Origin of the sequence: Trinickia symbiotica, from assembly GCF_002934455.1 — a bacterium.
Classification (GTDB): domain Bacteria; phylum Pseudomonadota; class Gammaproteobacteria; order Burkholderiales; family Burkholderiaceae; genus Trinickia; species Trinickia symbiotica.
The window spans coordinates 80,185-99,074 of the sequence record NZ_PTIR01000015.1; the positions used below are offsets into that span (position 1 = coordinate 80,185).

The following is an 18,890-nucleotide window of genomic DNA, read 5'->3' on the forward strand; positions in this document are numbered from 1 at the left end:
ACTGGCTTAATGATACGTGATTGCTGTGCTGGCGCACGCCTGACCTCCGCCCCGGAACAGGACGTCAACGTTCGCCAGAAGCCTCTGTTCGAACGAAAATGCCCGGATTACCCGTTGCGGTAGGGTCTCGCTCCATCCGCTCTGTGTCGGTTTCGCGCGATCGCATCGACCAAGCGCTTTTTTTCTATCAGCCAAACTATCTTCTCCGCCGAAGGGCTTGAACCCATATGACAATCGCGGCGACGCGGAGGCCCGCCGGTTCGCCATCTCGCCCGGAGCCGCTCCGTCGCGTCCCTCGGCATCCGCAAGACGGGCGGTGATTCGATGCTGGTGAGGTCAATGCAACGTCAAGTGCATTTTTGCACCGTCGTACGGCTTGCTTGACAGCGCCTCGTTTCCGTCTTGGCGTCAGCGCCTGCCCGCCCGCGGAGTAGATCAAGCGCCTGGCACTAGGCCAAGCCAAATCGAGTCGCACACGACAGCCACTTCCGCACCACAGGACGGCTCAAGAACGAACAGAGCCTTCCGTCCTGCGACGAAATCGGCGATGCGCTGATCGATTTGCTTTTGATCCACCGTCGCCTGGGAATCGTCTCTGCTGTCCACCCAACGCAACCACTGTCCGGCCTCGGCGGCAGAAAAATGGTACGTCGGCGAAATGAGCAGGCGTGAGACAACGTTCTGTTCGGCGAAGTCAACGATCCGCTGCGAAACGACTCCTACAAAGCGGAAAGTCCCGGTCGTTCCGTCTACCCGTGCGAATCGGAGTAGCAATTCCCGATCGGTCGGACGATGGTCGATCCCGACCAGTTCGGCGTCGTGAAAAGTGGGCCGCTCGCCCTCGAATCCGATGACGTTTTGATAATTTTCGTTTTGCATCCTCGTACTCCGATTGCGGTCAGGGAAGAATAGACATCGGCACACCCGGCCCCCGTTGCGGCTTGCCAGTAAGCGGATTGATTGCCCAGTTATGTGCGTGTGGTATGCCTTGGCCGTGATCGTGGTCAAAATCGAAATCGACCGCTGGGTTGCCGTCACCTCCGTACAAACGCATTTGTCCGCTGCCGGGGTTCGTGTACCACGTGCCCGGTTCGCCCGTATTTGGCGTTTTCGCGATCTCAAAGGCGCCATCGGTTGGCGCCTCGTCGGCGTACTCGAATGGTTGCGCATCTCCGAGTGGCGTGGACGGATCGGCGTCTGCGGCGGCAGCATCGCCCGGCGTCCTAGCGATAACGCTCTCGAGGTATTTGATTAGATCGTCAGCGCTCACGTCATCGTAACGCTGCATCCAAGAATACGACTTGGGAGCGGAAACTGCGTCACTCAGCCTCGCGGACGTGCCGCTTCCACCCGCTGCCATCTCAGCGAATGACTGACGGGAAGGCGGGATTGCGCCGATTCGGCGCGTCGGCTGAGGCGCACAGCCGCCCCCGTCTAATCGCTTCGCCGCGCGCTCTATCACAACCATCAGCCTGCCGCTTTTCACTGCTGACCGAAGCAAGGCGATTGTATCGCTCGGGTTCACGCCGGGCGGGTTGTATCCCATGTGAAGTCCGAACTGCCGAAGGTAATCGCGTGCCTGATAGATCGAACGTGTTCGCGGCCAACGCCGCAAGAATTCCTCGACGTCCTGCTGGCGCTTTCCCGCCAAGTTTCCCAAGGCGGCTCCGTCGGAAAGAATTGCTTGTTCACCAAAACCCAAGTCGATTTTGACCGAGGCCATTGATCGATCTTCTCCGTATGTGTAAGGGAATGGGCTGCCATCGTAGCACCGACTCCCGCGATACAAGCCTGTATATCCGGTATCGGTCTACATACCTCGCCCGGTCTCCTGACTATCGGTTCTCTTTCTCGGCTATCGACGATGGGACCGGGGCAAAAACAACGGCAGTTGACGTCGGCCGCGTTTTCGCATGAAGTTCGGCCAACTGCACGTCAGATTTGCATGACGGACGCTCGATTGAAGGACTCTACAAGCCGGCATGGCGTTGCCGCGCCCGCCCCAGCTTGATGCCGAGGAACTTGCGAATCTCTGCGCATGCTGCCGCACTCAATCTTAACCGACACGCCCTCCGCCACCCCCGCCCAACGTCCCGCGTCACAATTCGATCAGTCCCATCCCCACAGCCTTGATCATCGCGGCGCTTCTCGAATGAACCCCCATTTTGATGCGGATATTGGTGATGTGATAGTTGATCGTCGACTGCGAGCAACTGAGGATCTGAGAAATCTCCCAAGTCCCCTTTCCCAACGACATCCACTTCAGGCATTCCATCTCTCGCGGCGTGAGCTTCGGTGCGACGGCGCTCGTTTTCTGCCTCGCGAGTGAGAGACCTGCCGGAGATGCAAAGTCGCGCACAAGACCTAATTCGGGCAGGCTCGAGACGGCATCACGCTTTGCCTCATCCGATCGGACGCTGCTTGCGAAGCACAGCATGCCGACCTCATGCTTTGGGCCGTGAATCGGCAGCGCCACGCCCCATCTCGGCCCGAATGCGCATGCCTGCTCATAGAGCGCCTCTTCCTGCGCGCCAATGAAGGTTTCGCTTCGCCAAACAAGGGGAGTCATCTTTGACCAGCAATGCCGAACGATCGGGTCGATCTCCGCATATCGCTTTTGCTCGTAGATTTTCTGCCACACGGCGGGGTAATTGCTCTTATAAAACACCTCACTATAGGGCAGGCTATCTCTTGGCAGCAGCGCGAAGGTCGTGTACTCGAGTTGATGGCGCCGCCCCACCTCAACGAGCCCATTGAACCAGACGTCAATATTCACCGCGTTCTGTAGTGAGGAATCGATAAACTCACGAAGCATGCTGCCCCCCAGAGTAGTTATCAAAATGCCACCTTGCCTGCGCGCCGCGAGGCAGACGGTTCTTCTTATCGTTTGGCAGATCGAAGATACAAGGTAATTAGATTATTTTCAAATTTTTATATGACCCTGTCATCCCCATATCTGAGAAATCTGCACTGAATAGCTCGAATCGTCGAGATCAATAAGTCGATTTCTCAAACGTTGGGTTTTGGATTATTAAATCGGCCTTAGGCGGGGCATGGAGTGCTCGCACGAGAGATCGGACACCTCGCGGCGGGAAAACCTGATTTGCCAATGCTTTTCCCAACAAATGCGACATAACCTCCGATTGGCAGCGATTCGAGCTCCGTGCCCCTCTCCCCACCGCGCTTAAGCCAATTCGCATAGGCAAGTGATTTGCTCGAGGTAATTTGCCTGTACGCCGGGAGACGGCAAATGCATGCACGAAGATCGCAGACGATACTGGCGCCCGCGATAGCGCTATTGCTGTCATGCTCCGCATCCGCACAAAAGAGCGGCCCGACGAGCGTCGATACGGCCCCTGCGCCAGTTTCGATCGCGGCCGCCCTCGGCACGCCGCAGCGTCAGGCAGCGGAAGCGGCGCTGCATGGCCTCGCCGATCGCCTGAGTGCCAACTCGGACGCAAACGGTATCAATCGCGTCATGGCCGTCGACGATTACGCTCGATTGCGTCACGCGTCACTCGGTGACGGCTTCGAAATGAATATCGTCGACCCTGTCGCGCTGTTGGCCGGACAACCGCTCGATGCCTGCCTTCGAGGCACCGGGCAATGGCGCTTCCTCGTGATTGTGGCTGGCAAACCGGTAGGGCTTCTGACCGTCGAGCGCGTCGGCAACGAGTGGAAAATGGTGGCTGCCGGCGCAAGCGGACTCGCCGTGGAAGTCGCGGGCGTCGAAGCGCGCTATGCCGGCGAGACGCCGCGGCCACGATTGCGCTTCATCCGCAGCTTGCAGGCCGTAGCCGACTTCATCGAAGTGACCTACCCCTCCCCCTTCGGCGAACCCGTCCGACGAAGCTACGTTCCGCTTGCGAGCGCGCGCGCCGCGCTTTACGACGAGCAGCTTCGGACGGACGGCTTTTCGGCCCCACCCCTACCCGAATCGGAAGTCGGAAGCAGGCTCATCGAGCGCGTGCGCCTCGGCATGCGCGATCCTCGCTTCATGCGGTGAGGAGACGCGCATGAACGTTCGCATGGGATTTGCCCTTGTCGTCACCGCATTCATCGCGGTTCTATTGCTCGACCTGCCTCCGGCCGCCTTCGCCGCTGCTGATCAACTCGACCTTCCGGTCGTCGAACAGGAGCACAGCGAATGGTGCTGGGACGCTGACGCCTCCGCCGTGCTCGCTTTCCGCGGCGTCCCCGCGACGCAGTGCGCAATCGGGAACTGGGTCGGCTCGATCGACTACGCTTGCGGGAACTATCCGTTCTATTGGGACGACCCAGCGAACTCGCCGAACTATCTCGCGGGAACGACGGGAATTGCCGGGATCCTTTGGTATTGGGGCCGACGCGATTCTCGGTACTACACGGAACCGCTCGCGTATCCGGCAGTGCGATCGGCGATCATGCACGGTCATCCCATTGTCGTTCTATGGAACTGGTACGGCGGCGGCGGACATTTCATCGTCATAGACGGCTACGACGATGACGGCTCTATGGTGTACTTCATGAATCCCTGGCCGGGGGAGGGAGCGGGAATCGGGGACTACGAGTGGACTCGCGATGGGAGCGGAGAGATGGGCACGCACTGGTGGTCGGAATCGCTGATCATTTATTGAGCTGCGCCTCGTTAGGAGCCGCACCTAGGGAGGGCGAATCGGGATGCGCAACGGCGCTGCGTCGCCTAGGCTCTTATCAACGCTTTTCATCTCGCTCAGCCGAGCGCTCATCGGAAGCTTCACCGCACCACTGCCATGCTCACCATCGTCAACCGTCGCCCGCCCATCTTGCGCGCCCATGGGCTGTGGCACCTCGTTTCCTTCGGCGCATTGCTCGTCACGGGCGCCTGCACGTTCACGCCACCCGAGCGTCCGTCGGCTGTGACGCTGCCGCCCCCGGCCGCCGTCAACAGCCTGACCCTGGATCAGTATCGGTATGCCGTTGCCCAACGGATCACCGAGCGCAATCCGTCTTATGTGCTCAAGCGCGCACCACAAGCCATGCTGCGTTCGCTCGTGGTCGTCGCGTTCACGGTCAATCGGAACGGCGAAGTCGTGTCATCCTCGGTTTACCGGACCAACGGCGATGACGACGCGGAAGCGACCGCGCTGGCAACGCTACGCCGCGCATCGCCGCTGCCGCCGCCGCCGCCAAAGCTGCTCAACCGGCTCGGCCAGGTCGAGATGATGGAAGACTGGCTCTTCAACGACGACGGTAAATTCCAGCTCCGCACGCTCGCCCTCCCTCAAGCACAAGCGTTCGATTAGCGTCTTATAATTCCGGGCACCCCGCGCCCGGATCGCGGCGAACGACGCGTCGCGAGCCCGTCACGCGCGCCATCGCGCGCTGTGATGATCGAGCGCGTCCCGACAAACATGGAGACCAAACCTATGTCGGCTTCGCCGTCTTCCCCCACCGTGGCATCCTCTTCCGACGCGGCAAACGCATCCAGCCGCTCGCGTATCGTATTCGCCAGTTTCATCGGCACGGCGATCGAGTTCTACGACTTCTACGTCTACGCGACCGCCGCCGCACTCGTCATCGGGCCGGTGTTCTTTCCCCACAGTTCGACCACCGCGCAGGCGCTATCGGCATTCGTCACGTTCGGCCTCGCCTTCATCGCGCGGCCGATCGGGTCGCTCCTGTTCGGCCATTTCGGCGACCGGATCGGACGCAAGTCGACGCTCGTGGCCTCGCTGCTCGTCATGGGCCTCTCCACGACGCTCATCGGCTTCGTGCCCGGCTACGATTCCATCGGCGGCCTGGCCCCCGTACTGCTCTGCATCCTACGACTCGGTCAGGGTATCGGGCTCGGCGGGGAATGGGGCGGCGCAGCATTGCTCGCCACCGAGTACGCGCCGGCACAACGCCGCGGCTGGTTCGGCATGTTCCCTCAGCTCGGACCGTCGGTCGGCTTTCTTGCGTCGAACGGCCTCTTTTTCGGGTTGGCGCTCGCGCTATCCGATGCGCAGTTTCGAAGCTGGGGGTGGCGTGTGCCGTTCATTCTAAGCGCGGTGCTGGTTGCGCTCGGGCTCTATGTGCGGCTGAAGATTGCCGAAACGCCGGCGTTCCAGGCAGCGATCGAGCGGCGTGAGCGCGTGCGTGTTCCGCTCGTCTCGCTATTCGCGAACCACGGTTGGCCGACACTGCTCGGCGCACTCGCGATGGTGGTCTGCTACACGCTCTTCTATATCTCGACCGTCTTCACGCTCTCGTACGGTGTATCGGCATTGCATTTCTCACGGCAGAGCTTCCTCGCGATGCTCTGCTTCGCCGTCGTCTTCATGGCGATCGCAACACCGCTTTCCGCATGGGCAAGCGATCGGTTCGGCCGGCGGCCTGTCCTCATCACGGGGATCACAGCCGCTATCGTCTCCGGCTTTGCGATGGCTCCGCTAGTCAGCAGCGGCTCGACACCGCTCGTCACCCTCTTCCTCACGCTCGAGCTGTTCTTGATGGGCGTCACGTTCGCACCGATGGGCGCGCTGCTGCCGGAGCTCTTCCCCACGCGCGTGCGCTACACGGGCGCGGGTGTCGCATACAACCTCGGCGGCATTCTCGGCGCCTCGGTCGCGCCCTACATCGCGACGATGCTCGCCGCGCGCGGCGGTCTCGCCTGGGTCGGCGGCTACGTATCCGTCGCCGCGGCGATCAGCCTCGTCGCCGTTCTCCTCATGCGTGAGACGCGCGACGTGTCATTGTCCTGACCGGGCTCACTGGGGCCGCCGCGGGTGCTCGCGCGACGTCGCGCGCGCGGGCGCCATCCGCGCCGGCAGCTTGGCCGGCTGAAGACGGGCCGCTTTGAGGCGGCTTGCAACGCTTCCGAGCCCGATGAGCACGGCAATCGCCGATGCGTCTCCGAGCAACCGTATCGGCCAATCGGTCAGCAGTTCTGTCGTTCGGACGCCGGCCAGTTGCAAGGCCGCATCGACGCCGATCGAGACGAGCGTGCCGCCCACGAAGCAGACAAGACCTTGCCTGCCGACCGTCACGATCGTCGGTACCGCAACGGCGAGTGATCGCAGCCACCCAAGGCGAACCGCCTGCGCGCAGAGCCACGCAATAGAAAGAAAGCTGACGATTCGCACGCTCGCGAGATCTTGTTTCATGAAGCCGGGCGAAGGATGCCCGTCGATGCAAAGTTTGACGAAAGCGAACGTCAAGGCGACGACGAATGCGACGCGCGTGATCGCTCTGCCCATCGTCGATGTCTGAACGTCGGCTGAAACGGGATGCAGCCGGCACAGCATGCCGAACGCAAACATCAATTGCCATGCGAAAGGGTTGAACGGCCAGTTTGCATCGCCCGTGCGGGGCAGCCAGTTTTCGAGCCACGGCGCCAAGGCCCAGACAGCCACGCTGAACGAGAGCATTGCGAAAGGCGACCGCCGGGCGAGCGGCACCGCGAACGGCACACAAAGCGCGAACAGCACGTACATCGGCAATACGGCGGACAAGAACGGCTGTTCACGAAACGATGCAATGTTCGCGAGTTCCCGCAACGGGTGACGGACGAATGCCTGCCAGCCCGTATCGACGGCAGCCGCACTCGGCAACAGCGTGAGCAACGCACCGCAAGCGAGCATCAGCGCCGCCGTCAGCAGATAGGCGCGATAGATCTCCCATGCGCGCTTCAGAAAGCGATGCAGCGCCGCCGCCTCGCCACGGCGTTCCGCCACGCCGACATAGGCCGCCGCCGACGCGTACCCGCCGAGAAACACGAACACCTCGGCCGCATCGCAGTAGGCGTAGCTATGCAGCATGGCGTATTGCAGGATGCCTCTCGAAATGTGATCGAGCGCAATCACGATCAGCACCACGCCTCGAAGAAAATCGACTTCGAGCGATCGCCTGGTTGACGAACTCATTGATTCACCTTCCCGGTTGACGGCGGGACCGGCAGTAGCGCCGCCCGATCATTCATGCGGTCAAAGCAAATTCGGCGAAGCCGGGCCAAAAAGATTCCCGGCGCAATTCAGTATTCCAATCTTCGTGCCATCTGCGAGACCGGACGCGTGCCACTCGTCGAAAACATCTCCATGAGCGCTAGAAGAGCGCAATCCGCCCGCCGCGTCAGTGGTTTTCCGATCTTGTCCGCTCGAGTTGGCGGCTCGATACTGAGTCGTACGGCGCACTTCATGAAAACCGCTGTATCACTTTTGAAAGCAAGACCTTCCCGATCAGCGAGAGGAACGGGCGATGGATATCGAACTGGGCAATGCCGACATCGTAGCGATCGTCGCCCTCGCATTGCTCGCCGCATTGTTGCTTGCATTTCGCTTCCGGCCGACGACGTGGCTGGGCGTAGCGCTCGAAATTTTGCTCGCGAACGCCCTCGCCATCGCGGCGGTGCTGGCGTTTGACGTCATGCTGTCGTAGCCCGAGCGCCGAAATATCCGTGCCCCCGGTAAGCGGCCGATATTACGGCTCAAACATACGGTCACAGTTTTAACAGGCTTGTAATTTGCTGCGCCGCCAGCGTGCGTCGCTGGCGTGCGGCTTCGTTTGCGTCCGGGTTGCGGAGACCGGGTCGTATAATCTCAGCTTTGGCCCCGAGATTCATGTTCCGCGCTCCCTTCGCCCGCCGTTACAGCGTCTTGCGGCGTGCGCAGCAGTTGTGGCGCCGCTATGGCGTCTTCTGGCTCGGCGCGATCGCCGTCGGCCTCGTCGCGGTCTTCTATGCACGACTGATCGACTGGGGCTACAGCGCGTTTCTAGCGTTGCAGCATCGCTATAGTTGGCTGCCGCTCATCGTCACGCCCGCCGCCGGCGCCCTCTCTGTCCTCGTGACGCGCCGCTTTTTTCGTGGCTCCGAAGGGAGCGGCATTCCGCAGGTCATCGCGACGCTCGAAGAGGGCACGACGTCGCTCGGCCCTCGGCTGCTCGCGCTGCGGCTGCTCGCGGGGAAAATCGCCGTGTCGTTCATCGGCATCCTCGGCGGCTTCACGATCGGCCGCGAAGGGCCAACCGTGCAGATCGGCGCAACGCTCATGTACAACTTGCGGCGCTTCTATCCGCGCTCGACCGCCATCATCGAGCGGCAACTGGTGCTGGCGGGCGCCGCGGCGGGGTTGTCCGCCGCGTTCAACACGCCGCTCGCGGGCATTGTCTTCGCCATCGAAGAGCTGACGCGCAGCTTCGAAGTACGTACGAGCGGCGTGCTGATCACCGCCATCATCGTGGCGGGTGTAATCGCGCTCGGGCTCAACGGCAACTACACGTATTTCGGCACGATTCAGGTCTCGCCCCATTTCCCTGGCGTGCTGGCGCTCGCCGTCATCGTCACGGCGCTGGTCACGGGCGTGGCCGGAGGCGTTTTCGCCTGGTTGCTGCTTCACACGTCGCGCTGGCAACCGGCCGCGCTCGCCAGACTGCATCGCGAGCGGCCGGTCGTGTTTGGAGCGCTCTGCGGCCTGGCAATCGCCGTTGTCGGCATCGCCAGTGGCGGCCACACGTTCGGCAGCGGGTATGCCGAAGCGCGCGGATTGCTCGAGGGTCGTGAGCAGTTGTCGATGCTCTACCCGTTCGCCAAGATGGCTTCGATGGTCGCTTCGTACCTGCCCGGCATTCCGGGCGGTATCTTCGCGCCGTCGCTATCGATTGGCGCCGGTTTCGGCAATTTGCTGCACCTCGCGTTCACGAGCATGCAACTGCAGATGCTGATCGCGCTTGCGATGGTCGGCTATCTGGCCGCCGTCACGCAATCGCCGATCACCTCGTTCGTCATCGTGATGGAAATGATCAACGGCCATGCGCTCGTGATTTCGCTGATGGCCACGGCGCTGGTCGCGAGCCGCGTGTCACGCCTCTTCGCTCCGCCGCTTTATGAAGCGCTCTCGCATCGATATCTGACACCGAAGCGGGAAGCAGCGCCAGCGGCCGACTCGCCGAAAACGCTCGAGCCGCTGTTCGAAGACGAACACGCGAGCGCGGAGCCGCGCGCCGACACGCCGGGCAAGTGATTCAGGCGGGGACGCTCTTCTCGAGCCCCTGACACTGAATCGATCACCCGGCGCATGGGAAAGGCAGGAGGCAATGCGGGCATGAGCCGCCCGCCCCGCCGTCAAAGCTGCGGAATCTCGATTTTGACTTCGAGGACCTCGAGATTGTCCTGGCGCTCGAGGCTCACGCGGATGTCGTCATTGGAAATGTTGACGTACTTCGAGATGACCGCGACGAGCTCGCGTTGCAGCGCGGGCAGATAATCGGCCGGCGGGCGCCCGCCCGCGCGCTCGTGCGCGATGATGAGCTGCAGGCGCTCCTTCGCGACGACCGCGGACTTCTTTTTCTCGCCGAGCAAAAAGGAAAGAATCGACATATCGCGGCTCCCCCTTATCTGTTGCCGAACAGGCGCTGCAGCAAGCCCGGCTTCTGATAATCGGTGAAGCGCAAAGCCTTGTCCTCGCCGAGAAAGCGCGCGACGACATCCTTGTAGGATTCGGCCACGTCGGAACCGTCCATATGCACGGCGGGCAAGCCCTGGTTCGACGCGTGCAGGACCGCTTCCGATTCTGGCACGACGCCGATCAGCTCGATGCGCAGAATTTCCTGGATATCGGAGAGCGAAAGCATCTCGCCTTCGCTGACGCGCTTCGGGTTGTAGCGCGTAATGAGCAGATGCTCCTTGATGGGCTCCTTGCCTTCGATTGCGCGCTTCGTCTTCGACGACAGAATGCCCAGGATTCGATCCGAGTCGCGCACCGACGACACTTCAGGGTTCGTCACAACGAGCGCCTCGTCGGCGAAATGCATCGCGTAGAGCGCGCCCGATTCGATGCCGGCCGGCGAATCGCAGACGATGTAGTCGAAGCCCATGCCGGACAGATCGTTGATGACCTTTTCGACGCCCTCGAGCGTCAACGCGTCTTTGTCGCGCGTCTGCGAGGCCGGCAGGATATACAGGTTCTCGCACTTCTTGTCCTTGATGAGCGCCTGATTGAGGTTGGCCTCACCCTGGATCACGTTGATGAAATCGTAGACGACGCGGCGCTCGCAGCCCATGATCAAATCGAGGTTGCGCAAGCCGACGTCGAAATCGATCACGGCCGTCTTGTGGCCTCTCAATGCGAGTCCCGACGCAAAGCTCGCGCTCGTGGTCGTTTTGCCCACGCCGCCCTTGCCCGAAGTCACCACAACGATTTTTGCCATTTCCCCTTACCCTTGTTCGTCAAATGAGTTCGATGAGGCCCGCGCGGCGCGGCGCGTACTCGCGCGTCCTACGTGAGCCTCAACGGTTCGATGATTAGCTTTTCTTCGGCAAGTCGGATCTGGACGGACTTCCCGAGAACGTCGGCCGGCAACGGATTTTCAGTGGTTCGATAGATGCCGGCGATCGAGATCAGTTCCGGCTCGAGACACGTGCAGAAAATGCGCGCACCGTGGTTGCCGTGCACGCCGGCGAGCGCCCGCCCGCGCAGCGGCGCGTAGATGTGAATATTGCCTTCCGCGATCACTTCGGCGCCATGGCTGACGAGCCCCAGCACGATCAGGTCTCCCTTGGCGTAGACCTGCTGGCCCGAGCGCAGCGGCCTGTCGACGACGAGCGTTTGGGCGCTCGGTGCCTGCCTGCCCGGCGCTTCGGCAGCGGGAAGCGGCTGCGAGGCCGCGCGTTCCGCCTGCTTGCCTTCGTCCGCTTGCCGATCGTCGGCCTTGGCGCCCCCGCCCCGCCTGTCGCGCGCTTCGAGCAGCGGCAAGCCGGCGTCCGCCGCCCAGCCGGTTTGATGAGGCGCGGCGACGATGCCAAGAGGACGCATGCGGACGCTGTCCAACAGATGCGCGATTTCGGCGAGCGGGATGCGTTCGCCTTCGCCGAGACGGCGAAGATCGATCGCGACGACGTCGCCCGCAAAAAATTCGGGAGTCGCTTCGAAGCGTCGCGTGAGCTCGCTCTTCAGCGCGTCGAGATCCGTCGTCTTGACGACGAACATGAGCGTATCGACGGAACCGCTGCGTAATTCGAAGTATGGCGATTTGTTCAGCGACATGGCGTTGAAGCAAAAAATTTCGCCTATTTTACAGGGGTCCGCGCGCGCGGCCAGCATTTTCGAGCGAGACGTCCCCCATCAATCGTGAGTGCGCGGCACATGCCGCACGAGCAGCGTCTCCCATTCGTCGGGCGCGCGCGTCATGCGCTCGTGCTCCCCGGTGGGGCCGAACCCGAGACGTTCGTAAAAACGCATGGCGGTGCGATTGGCGTCCGTCACCCACGCATGCACCTCGGTCGCGCCATGCTCCGCCAGCCATTCGCTCGCCGTGTTCACGAGCAGTTCGCCGCCGCGCAGATGGCGCACAGCCGGGGCAACCCACAGCGCGCAAACGAATGCCATGCGCCGATCGTCGAAATAGGCACCGATGAGTCCGGCTGGATGCCCTTCCGTATAGAGGATGAACGAGGTGGACGAATCCGAAATCGCCTGACGAGCGGCAACGGTTTCGAACGTCTCCCGCTTCTCGTCGAGCGCCTGCTCGAGCGTCTCCCCGAATGCGTAGGGGGCTTCGCGCAACGCGGCCGTGCGGAGCTCGCGCAGCATCGCGCCTTGGTCGGCAGCGATACGGCGAACAGTCAGCGATGAAATCATGGGGCTCCGGTTCAGGGCATAACAGGCAAACCGTAGCTTCGTCCTATCGGGCCAACGAGTCAAATCTCGCTTGTATGGGCCCTCGTGCGCGGACCGCGCAACGCCCGCATCGCGAGCGACGATGCGCCATAGCCTTAGCTGCTATGGCAACGATGAGCGACACCGTCCCGCAAAAGGGATTTGCTTTCGGGGCACTTGGCGGCCATCTCGGCGATTTGATATGGAAGGAACTTGCAGGACAGGCACCCACATGAAAGCGCATTGAAAGAAAGCGCGAAGGCGCTCCGAAACGGCAATCGGCCGTATCGATCAGGGCGCTTTTCGACGGAGCTTTGGCCAGCAATTTGTAGGAAAATAGCGCAGCGTCGCCCAGCGTCGATTTCGCGCCGTGGCGAGCCCTGGCCTAGCCATCAATCAACTACGCGGCGGCAGAAGCGATGGAAAGCCTGCTCATAGGACCGGCGACACGCAAGCAAGCTGCTTGTGCGGGAACGTCAGCGTTGCTCGTGCTGCTTGCGCTCGCGATCGCGGCGCCTCAGGCACGGCAGCCACTATCGCCCGTGGGGCCGTTCATGCCGATGTGCGCGCTGACCGTCTTCACGACCTCGGGGATCGCGGCATTCCTGCTCGGCGCCCGTTTTGCCGTGACGCAGCGGCCGATGCTCTGCGCCCTGGGCGGAGCCTACGCGTTCACCGCCATCACGGTCGCGCTGCAATTGCTCATGTTTCCCGGCGTGTTCTCGCACACGGGACTGCTCGGCGCGCGGCCCAACAGCGCCGCATGGATGTGGGTCTTCTGGCACGGTGGATTTCCGCTCCTCGTCGCTGTGGCGATGCTGTTGCGCGATCAATCGATCGATGGGTCGCCGGCCGGCCGCTTCCGGTTCCACGAGTGGACCCTGACGCTTATCGGCATGCCCGCGGTACTCGCCGCTGTGCTGGGTGTGTTCGCCGCAAACGCGAATCTCTCCGCGCCTTTCTATCCCATGACCGACATCGATTCGGCGAGGATCAGCCCTACCGCCCTCGTCGTCTGCTTGCTCGACGCATTCGCGATCGTGCTGGTCCTAGTGAAAGGGCGACTACGCTCGGTGCTCGACCTATGGATCACGATTGCGCTCCTGGCCTCCTTTGTCGATGCGAGCTTGAATATGCTCAGCGTGGGCCGGTTTACCGTCGGCTGGTACGTTGCGAGGATTTTCAGCATGCTTGCGCCGGGCGTGCTCGTCGGCGTCCTGATATGGGAAGTCACCGTGCTCTATCGCCAGCTGGCCGAGGCCCATGCCTCCCTGCTGCAGACCTCCACACACGACGCACTGACAGGCGTCTATAACCGCCATTACTTCGACGAACAATTCCGCAGGGACTTCGATCGCGCGAGGCTGCATCGCCGGCCGCTTTCTCTCGTCATGGTCGATATCGACAATTTCAAGGCCTATAACGATGCTTTTGGCCATCCGCGCGGCGACGCCTGCCTGCGCGCGGTCGCCGAGGCACTGGCGCAAACAGCCCGGCGCGCGGGCGAATATGTCGCGCGCTATGGCGGCGAAGAGTTCGTAATCGTGCTGCCGGGCTCGGAGCTCGACGATGCGACGACGCGGGCCGAACAAGCGCGCAACGCCGTCATCGCGATCGGCCTGACGGCGCCGGGGCCAGGCGGCCGCGTTACCGTCAGCGCCGGATGCGCATGCAGCGAGGGGAGCGAACCCTCGAACGCGAGCGAACTTCTCGACGGCGCGGATGCCGCGCTCTATGCGGCGAAGCGCGCGGGGCGCAACCGCGTGGAGCGCGTTGCCGTCATCGATCGCGGTTAAAGCTTGCGCACTTGCTTCCTCGGGGGAAGCGCAGCCGGTGTTCGAACAGGCTAGTGCACATACCTGGCGATATAGTAGACGCCCGATACAAGCACTGTCGCGCCGCCCATGATGCGCCACGTCAGGCCGTGAAGCTCACGGTGCAATTCCTCTTTAGTGACGAACGTATCCATCGTCGATGCCAGCTTATCGACCTTGGATTCGAGCTTGTCGACCTTGGATTCGAGTTTGTCAAATTTTGATTCGAGCCTATCCACCCGCGTCTCGATCTTGGAGAGGCGGTCCCGGATCTCATAAAAACCCATTTCGAGGAACGCAAAACGTCCTTCGATGCCACCGCCGCTGCCTCCGGCCTTATGCGTCCACTTGCGCGGCTTCGACCGCGCCCTCTGGGGAAGTTGATAGGAGTTCATCATTGAAGAGTTCATCATTGAAATCGTCGAAAACGTCAACGTAACGGCACTCAGCGTAGCTATACCGTAAAGTGCGGAAAATTCAGCCGGATGGCCTACCGAGGAGGCCATCTGTGCGGCAGCCTACTCGATCTCGCGACTGATTAGCCTGTGCTCGTTATGTTTAGGACGATCTGCGTTGATCGACGCCCGGACCGGCTCGGGCGAACTCGTTCGGAAAGGCCGCGATGATCGTATCGAACGCTTTCGATTTGCTCACGTGCCAAAGCGATCGGCGAGCTGACGACGATATGCCGGACGCAAAAAAGCCCCGCAAATCGATGACTTACGGGGCTCTCGCTAATCCTGGCGGAAAGGGTGGGATTCGAACCCACGGTACGGTATAACCGTACACCGGATTTCGAGTCCGGCGCATTCGACCACTCTGCCACCTTTCCTTTTTCGGATGTCGCGCTTGCGTCGCACGTCAACAGACGTCGTGCGCACACCGCTCCACCCAGTGTTCACCAAGCTGGTCGCTGTTTGGCGAAGCGAAGATTATAGAACATCCGACACGACATTCCAAGGCCTTTTTGCAAGACGAGATGGAACGGCGGGCGCGGATCAAACCGCCGCGGTTCGAGAAGTCTCAAAGCGCAGCAGGCCCGATCCGTTCGGCCCCACCAAGATAAGGGCGCAACGCCGTTGGCACCGTGACCGATCCGTCCGCATTCTGGAAGTTCTCGAGCACGGCGACGAGCGTGCGCCCCACCGCGAGCCCCGAACCATTCAGCGTATGCACGAGCTCCGGCTTGCCCTGCGCGTTGCGGAAACGAGCCTGCATGCGGCGCGCTTGAAACGCCTCCGTATTCGAGCAGCTCGAAATCTCGCGATAGGTGTTCTGCGCGGGCAGCCAGACTTCGAGGTCATAGGTCTTCGCCGCCGAAAAGCCCATATCGCCGGTACAAAGCGTGATCACGCGATACGGCAACTCCAGCTTTTGCAGGATCGCCTCGGCATGCGTGACCATCTGCTCGAGCGCCTCGTACGACGTATCAGGCGCAACGATCTGCACCATCTCGACCTTGTCGAATTGATGCTGCCGAATCATGCCTCGCGTGTCTCGACCATACGATCCCGCCTCCGATCGAAAGCACGGCGAATGTGCCGTAAGCTTCACCGGCAATGCCTCGCCGTCGACGATGCTCTCGCGCACCGTGTTCGTCAGCGAAATCTCGGACGTCGAAATGAGGTACTGCGTGATGACGTTCTCGCCGCCACCCTTTTCGACGCGAAACATGTCGTCGGCGAACTTCGGAAGCTGGCCGGTACCGTAGAGGATCTCGGGATTGACGATGTACGGCGTATAGATCTCGGTATAGCCATGCTGCTGCGTATGCGTATCGAGCATGAACTGCGCGAGCGCGCGATGCAGACGCGCCATCGCGCCGCGCAGCATGGTGAACCGCGCACCGGAGAGCTTCGCGCCGGTCTCGAAATCAAGGCCGAGCGGCGTGCCCACATCGACGTGATCCTTTACTTCGAAATCGAACTGGCGCGACGTACCCCAGCGGCGCACCTCCACGTTGCCGCTCTCATCATCGCCGAGCGGCACGCTCTCGTGCGGCAGATTCGGCATTTCGAGCATGAGTTTCGATACGCGTGCCTGCACGTCATCGAGCTGAGCCGCCGAAGCCTTCATCTCGTCGCCTATGCCGCTCACTTCCGACATCAATGCCGAAGTGTCTTCACCGCGCCCCTTCATCGCGCCAATCTGCTTCGACAGACTATTGCGGCGCGCCTGCAATTCTTCGGTGCGAGTCTGAATGGCCCGGCGTTCGGCCTCGAGCGCCGAGAAGGCCGCGACGTCGAGCGTATAGCCGCGCGCGGCAAGGCGCTTCGCGACTCCTTCGAGGTCTTTGCGCAGCAACTGAATGTCGAGCATGGGAAAAAGCGTGTGTCGTGGAGTAAGGAGGCGATTTTAGCGCACCGGTATGCAACCCCGGGCCCGCCTTGGGAAATCGGCCGGTTCGGCGGGCCTTCGTTCGCCCGGATTGGTTAGTCGCCCTTGGACTTGTGCGCTTCGCGCCACGCGGCATCGAGCTCGGCGAGCCGCGCGAGCTTTTCGCCGATCTTGCCCTCGAGCCCGCGTGGGGTCGGGCGGTACCAATGCGGCTCGCGCATGCCATCGGGCAGGTACGTCTCGCCGGCCGCATACGCGTCGGGCTCGTCGTGCGCGTAGCGGTACTCGCGGCCGTAGCCGAGCGACTCCATCAGCTTCGTCGGCGCGTTGCGCAGATGAACGGGCACACCACGAGAGCGGTCCTTGCCGACGAACGCTCGCGCCTCGTTGTACGCAGCGTAGCCCGCGTTCGACTTCGGCGCGACCGCCAGATAAATCACCGCCTGAGCGAGCGCGAGTTCCCCCTCCGGCGTGCCGAGGCGCTCGTAGGTCTCGGCGGCGTCGAGCGCGATGCGTGCCGCACGCGGATCGGCCAGTCCGATGTCCTCCCAGGCCATCCGGACGAGGCGGCGCGCGAGATAACGCGGGTCCGCGCCGCCGTCGAGCATGCGGCAAAACCAATAGAGGGCGCCATCCGGATTGCTGCCGCGAACCGACTTGTGCAAGGCGCTGATCTGATCGTAGAAGGCATCGCCGCCCTTGTCGAAGCGACGCAGGTTTTCAGTCAGCGCGCTCGCGATCAGCTCGCCGTCGATCTCGTCCGCCTTGCGTGCCGCCGCCGCGCGAACGGCGATCTCGACGTTGTTCAGCAGCTTGCGGCCGTCGCCGTCCGCCGCGCCGATCAGCACCCGCTTGGCCTCGTCCGTGACGCGCAATCCCCCGAGCTCGGTCAGCGCCCGCTCAAGCAGCTCGTGCTGCTCGTCGTCGTCGAGGCTCTTGAGCACGTAGACGGCCGCGCGCGACAACAACGCACTGTTGACCTCGAACGACGGGTTCTCCGTGGTCGCTCCGATGAAGACGAAGAGCCCCGACTCGACGTGCGGCAAAAACGCGTCCTGCTGGCTCTTGTTGAAACGATGCACTTCGTCGACGAACACGAGCGTGCGGCGGCCATGCGCCCGATGCGCCTGCGCGAGCTCGACGGCCTCCCGAATATCCTTCACGCCCGACAGCACCGCCGACAGCGCGATGAATTCGGCATCGAACGCATTCGCCATGAGCCGCGCCAGCGTGGTCTTGCCGACCCCGGGCGGCCCCCAAAGAATCATCGAATGCGGCTCGCCCGATTCGAACGCGACGCGCAACGGCTTCATCGGCCCGAGCAGATGCTTCTGGCCGATCACCTCGTCGATCGTGCGCGGCCTTAACCGCTCGGCGAGCGGTACATTGCCGCGGGGCTCTTCGAACATGGCGTTACCCGTTGATGACGTCGGCACCTTTCGGCACCGCGAACTTGAACGCGTCGGGCTTCAACGGCGGGTTCTTCTGGATGTTCGAGAACGTGAGCAGCGTCACGTTGCCGAATACGTCGTGCAGTTCCATCGCCTCCAGGTTGCCGTCGCGAAAGCCGATGCCGACGCGCTCGAATTGCGTGTCGTGCGCCTTCGGCGTCAGCTCGAGCCAGTCGATGCCGGCTTTCACACCGGCATCGCGCAGCGAGAAGTTCTGCTCGAGATCGTTGCTGCCGAAGAGGATGGCTGCCGGGCTCGCACCCAGCGCGCCGCCGAGCTTGCGAACGGTGACCTGGTTCAAGTCCTTGTCATAGACGTAGAGATTCTCGCCGTCCGCCTGGAGCACCTGCTCATAGGGCTTCTCATAGGTCCAGATGAATTTGCCCGGGCGCGAGAAAACGAAAGTCCCGCTAGACGTGCCGCTGACGCTCGGTTGCGCCATGCCATTCGGGGTCTGCGCCTTCGAAGGTGCCTTGATTTCTTTTTGCACGAAGTCGCCGCGCGCCGAGTGCACCTGCGCGACGAATGCTTTCAGTTGCTCGGTACCGCTCGCGAACGCGGCCGGCGCGGCGACAACGAGCGCTGCGCCCAGCAGTGCCGCAATGAAGCGTCGGCCCGCCGAGCCGGCGCGGGCGAGGCCGTGCCCCCCGAACGAAAACGAACCGGGGGCATAACGGCTGAGAGGATGCTGCATA

Annotated in this window: 19 protein-coding genes and 1 tRNA gene; 7 read left to right on the forward strand and 13 right to left on the reverse strand. The window is 62.2% G+C overall.

Annotated features, from left to right (window positions below; translation table 11 throughout):
* Window positions 1-435 precede the first annotated feature (435 nt).
* From B0G57_RS20605 to B0G57_RS20615, 3 genes are all read right to left on the reverse strand, one after another.
* Entirely contained in the window at window positions 436-879 is a 444-nt protein-coding gene (locus tag B0G57_RS20605; protein WP_018440540.1) for a hypothetical protein, read from the reverse strand.
* Window positions 880-898: 19 nt separating this feature from the next.
* On the reverse strand, window positions 899-1,723 hold the full coding sequence (locus tag B0G57_RS20610) for a hypothetical protein (RefSeq protein ID WP_018440539.1): 825 nt from the start codon (window positions 1,721-1,723) through the stop codon (window positions 899-901).
* Window positions 1,724-2,098: 375 nt separating this feature from the next.
* Window positions 2,099-2,815 (reverse strand): helix-turn-helix transcriptional regulator, encoded by a 717-nt coding sequence (locus B0G57_RS20615; RefSeq protein WP_018440538.1) that lies wholly within the window; start codon window positions 2,813-2,815, stop codon window positions 2,099-2,101.
* Between the two features lie 435 nt (window positions 2,816-3,250).
* On the opposite strand from B0G57_RS20615, the gene B0G57_RS20620 reads away from it, so the two are divergent.
* The 4 genes from B0G57_RS20620 to B0G57_RS20635 all read left to right on the forward strand — a co-directional run bounded on the left by B0G57_RS20620 (window position 3,251) and on the right by B0G57_RS20635 (window position 6,704).
* The gene (locus B0G57_RS20620; RefSeq protein WP_018440537.1) at window positions 3,251-4,006 is read left to right on the forward strand and encodes a hypothetical protein; all 756 of its coding nucleotides are present in this window, start codon (window positions 3,251-3,253) and stop codon (window positions 4,004-4,006) included.
* A gap of 10 nt (window positions 4,007-4,016) precedes the next feature.
* Window positions 4,017-4,616 (forward strand): C39 family peptidase, encoded by a 600-nt coding sequence (locus B0G57_RS20625; RefSeq protein ID WP_018440536.1) that lies wholly within the window; start codon window positions 4,017-4,019, stop codon window positions 4,614-4,616.
* A 135-nt stretch (window positions 4,617-4,751) separates the two neighbouring features.
* Window positions 4,752-5,264, forward strand: a complete 513-nt coding sequence (locus tag B0G57_RS20630) for an energy transducer TonB family protein (protein ID WP_018440535.1) — start codon at window positions 4,752-4,754, stop codon at window positions 5,262-5,264.
* Between the two features lie 123 nt (window positions 5,265-5,387).
* Entirely contained in the window at window positions 5,388-6,704 is a 1,317-nt protein-coding gene (locus B0G57_RS20635) for an MFS transporter (protein WP_020566162.1), read from the forward strand.
* Window positions 6,705-6,710: 6 nt separating this feature from the next.
* Here B0G57_RS20635 and B0G57_RS20640 read toward each other — a convergent pair whose 3' ends face one another.
* Complete coding sequence (locus tag B0G57_RS20640; RefSeq protein WP_083925598.1) at window positions 6,711-7,865, reverse strand: OpgC domain-containing protein; 1,155 nt, start codon at window positions 7,863-7,865, stop codon at window positions 6,711-6,713.
* Window positions 7,866-8,196: 331 nt separating this feature from the next.
* Here B0G57_RS20640 and B0G57_RS20645 point away from each other — a divergent pair, with 331 nt between their 5' ends.
* A complete protein-coding gene (locus B0G57_RS20645; RefSeq protein ID WP_018440532.1) occupies window positions 8,197-8,376 on the forward strand; it encodes a hypothetical protein in 180 nt (59 codons plus the stop codon).
* A gap of 182 nt (window positions 8,377-8,558) precedes the next feature.
* The gene (locus B0G57_RS20650) at window positions 8,559-9,959 is read left to right on the forward strand and encodes a chloride channel protein (protein WP_018440531.1); all 1,401 of its coding nucleotides are present in this window, start codon (window positions 8,559-8,561) and stop codon (window positions 9,957-9,959) included.
* A 101-nt stretch (window positions 9,960-10,060) separates the two neighbouring features.
* On the opposite strand, the gene minE is transcribed toward B0G57_RS20650, so the two are convergent.
* From minE to B0G57_RS20670, 4 genes are all read right to left on the reverse strand, one after another.
* Window positions 10,061-10,315: a cell division topological specificity factor MinE gene (gene minE, locus B0G57_RS20655; RefSeq protein WP_018440530.1), complete on the reverse strand. Its 255-nt coding sequence runs from the start codon at window positions 10,313-10,315 to the stop codon at window positions 10,061-10,063.
* Between the two features lie 14 nt (window positions 10,316-10,329).
* Entirely contained in the window at window positions 10,330-11,145 is an 816-nt protein-coding gene (minD, locus tag B0G57_RS20660) for a septum site-determining protein MinD (protein ID WP_018440529.1), read from the reverse strand.
* Window positions 11,146-11,213: 68 nt separating this feature from the next.
* Entirely contained in the window at window positions 11,214-11,981 is a 768-nt protein-coding gene (gene minC / locus B0G57_RS20665) for a septum site-determining protein MinC (RefSeq protein WP_026229641.1), read from the reverse strand.
* Window positions 11,982-12,059: 78 nt separating this feature from the next.
* Entirely contained in the window at window positions 12,060-12,575 is a 516-nt protein-coding gene (locus B0G57_RS20670; protein WP_018440527.1) for a GNAT family N-acetyltransferase, read from the reverse strand.
* Window positions 12,576-13,012: 437 nt separating this feature from the next.
* On the opposite strand from B0G57_RS20670, the gene B0G57_RS20675 reads away from it, so the two are divergent.
* Window positions 13,013-14,389 carry a sensor domain-containing diguanylate cyclase gene (locus tag B0G57_RS20675; protein ID WP_018440526.1) on the forward strand — a complete coding sequence of 459 codons (1,377 nt, stop codon included), beginning with the start codon at window positions 13,013-13,015 and terminating at the stop codon, window positions 14,387-14,389.
* Window positions 14,390-14,439: 50 nt separating this feature from the next.
* Here the strand turns inward: B0G57_RS20675 and B0G57_RS20680 are convergent, their stop codons facing one another.
* The 5 genes from B0G57_RS20680 to lolA form a co-directional block, all read right to left on the reverse strand.
* Window positions 14,440-14,913, reverse strand: a complete 474-nt coding sequence (locus tag B0G57_RS20680) for a hypothetical protein (RefSeq protein ID WP_020566161.1) — start codon at window positions 14,911-14,913, stop codon at window positions 14,440-14,442.
* A gap of 235 nt (window positions 14,914-15,148) precedes the next feature.
* Window positions 15,149-15,239: transfer RNA gene (locus tag B0G57_RS20685), tRNA-Ser, on the reverse strand.
* Between the two features lie 191 nt (window positions 15,240-15,430).
* Complete coding sequence (serS, locus tag B0G57_RS20690) at window positions 15,431-16,726, reverse strand: serine--tRNA ligase (protein ID WP_018440523.1); 1,296 nt, start codon at window positions 16,724-16,726, stop codon at window positions 15,431-15,433.
* Between the two features lie 113 nt (window positions 16,727-16,839).
* The gene (locus B0G57_RS20695) at window positions 16,840-18,153 is read right to left on the reverse strand and encodes a replication-associated recombination protein A (RefSeq protein WP_018440522.1); all 1,314 of its coding nucleotides are present in this window, start codon (window positions 18,151-18,153) and stop codon (window positions 16,840-16,842) included.
* 4 nt (window positions 18,154-18,157) lie between these two features.
* Window positions 18,158-18,889 (reverse strand): outer membrane lipoprotein chaperone LolA, encoded by a 732-nt coding sequence (gene lolA / locus B0G57_RS20700; RefSeq protein WP_018440521.1) that lies wholly within the window; start codon window positions 18,887-18,889, stop codon window positions 18,158-18,160.
* Window position 18,890: the final 1 nt, after the last annotated feature.

Bases quoted from the DNA above. Each gene is read 5' to 3' on its own strand.
- B0G57_RS20670 (WP_018440527.1), bottom strand. From the start codon at position 12,575: ATGATTTCATCGCTGACTGTTCGCCGTATCGCTGCCGACCAAGGCGCG.
- B0G57_RS20615 (WP_018440538.1), bottom strand. From the start codon at position 2,815: ATGCTTCGTGAGTTTATCGATTCCTCACTACAGAACGCGGTGAATATT.
- B0G57_RS20630 (WP_018440535.1), top strand. From the start codon at position 4,752: ATGCTCACCATCGTCAACCGTCGCCCGCCCATCTTGCGCGCCCATGGG.
- B0G57_RS20650 (WP_018440531.1), top strand. From the start codon at position 8,559: ATGTTCCGCGCTCCCTTCGCCCGCCGTTACAGCGTCTTGCGGCGTGCG.
- minE (WP_018440530.1), bottom strand. From the start codon at position 10,315: ATGTCGATTCTTTCCTTTTTGCTCGGCGAGAAAAAGAAGTCCGCGGTC.
- B0G57_RS20645 (WP_018440532.1), top strand. From the start codon at position 8,197: ATGGATATCGAACTGGGCAATGCCGACATCGTAGCGATCGTCGCCCTC.
- B0G57_RS20610 (WP_018440539.1), bottom strand. From the start codon at position 1,723: ATGGCCTCGGTCAAAATCGACTTGGGTTTTGGTGAACAAGCAATTCTT.
- B0G57_RS20605 (WP_018440540.1), bottom strand. From the start codon at position 879: ATGCAAAACGAAAATTATCAAAACGTCATCGGATTCGAGGGCGAGCGG.
- serS (WP_018440523.1), bottom strand. From the start codon at position 16,726: ATGCTCGACATTCAGTTGCTGCGCAAAGACCTCGAAGGAGTCGCGAAG.
- B0G57_RS20680 (WP_020566161.1), bottom strand. From the start codon at position 14,913: ATGGCCTCCTCGGTAGGCCATCCGGCTGAATTTTCCGCACTTTACGGT.
- B0G57_RS20625 (WP_018440536.1), top strand. From the start codon at position 4,017: ATGAACGTTCGCATGGGATTTGCCCTTGTCGTCACCGCATTCATCGCG.
- B0G57_RS20640 (WP_083925598.1), bottom strand. From the start codon at position 7,865: ATGAGTTCGTCAACCAGGCGATCGCTCGAAGTCGATTTTCTTCGAGGC.
- lolA (WP_018440521.1), bottom strand. From the start codon at position 18,889: ATGCAGCATCCTCTCAGCCGTTATGCCCCCGGTTCGTTTTCGTTCGGG.
- B0G57_RS20675 (WP_018440526.1), top strand. From the start codon at position 13,013: ATGGAAAGCCTGCTCATAGGACCGGCGACACGCAAGCAAGCTGCTTGT.
- minC (WP_026229641.1), bottom strand. From the start codon at position 11,981: ATGTCGCTGAACAAATCGCCATACTTCGAATTACGCAGCGGTTCCGTC.
- B0G57_RS20635 (WP_020566162.1), top strand. From the start codon at position 5,388: ATGTCGGCTTCGCCGTCTTCCCCCACCGTGGCATCCTCTTCCGACGCG.
- B0G57_RS20695 (WP_018440522.1), bottom strand. From the start codon at position 18,153: ATGTTCGAAGAGCCCCGCGGCAATGTACCGCTCGCCGAGCGGTTAAGG.
- B0G57_RS20620 (WP_018440537.1), top strand. From the start codon at position 3,251: ATGCATGCACGAAGATCGCAGACGATACTGGCGCCCGCGATAGCGCTA.
- minD (WP_018440529.1), bottom strand. From the start codon at position 11,145: ATGGCAAAAATCGTTGTGGTGACTTCGGGCAAGGGCGGCGTGGGCAAA.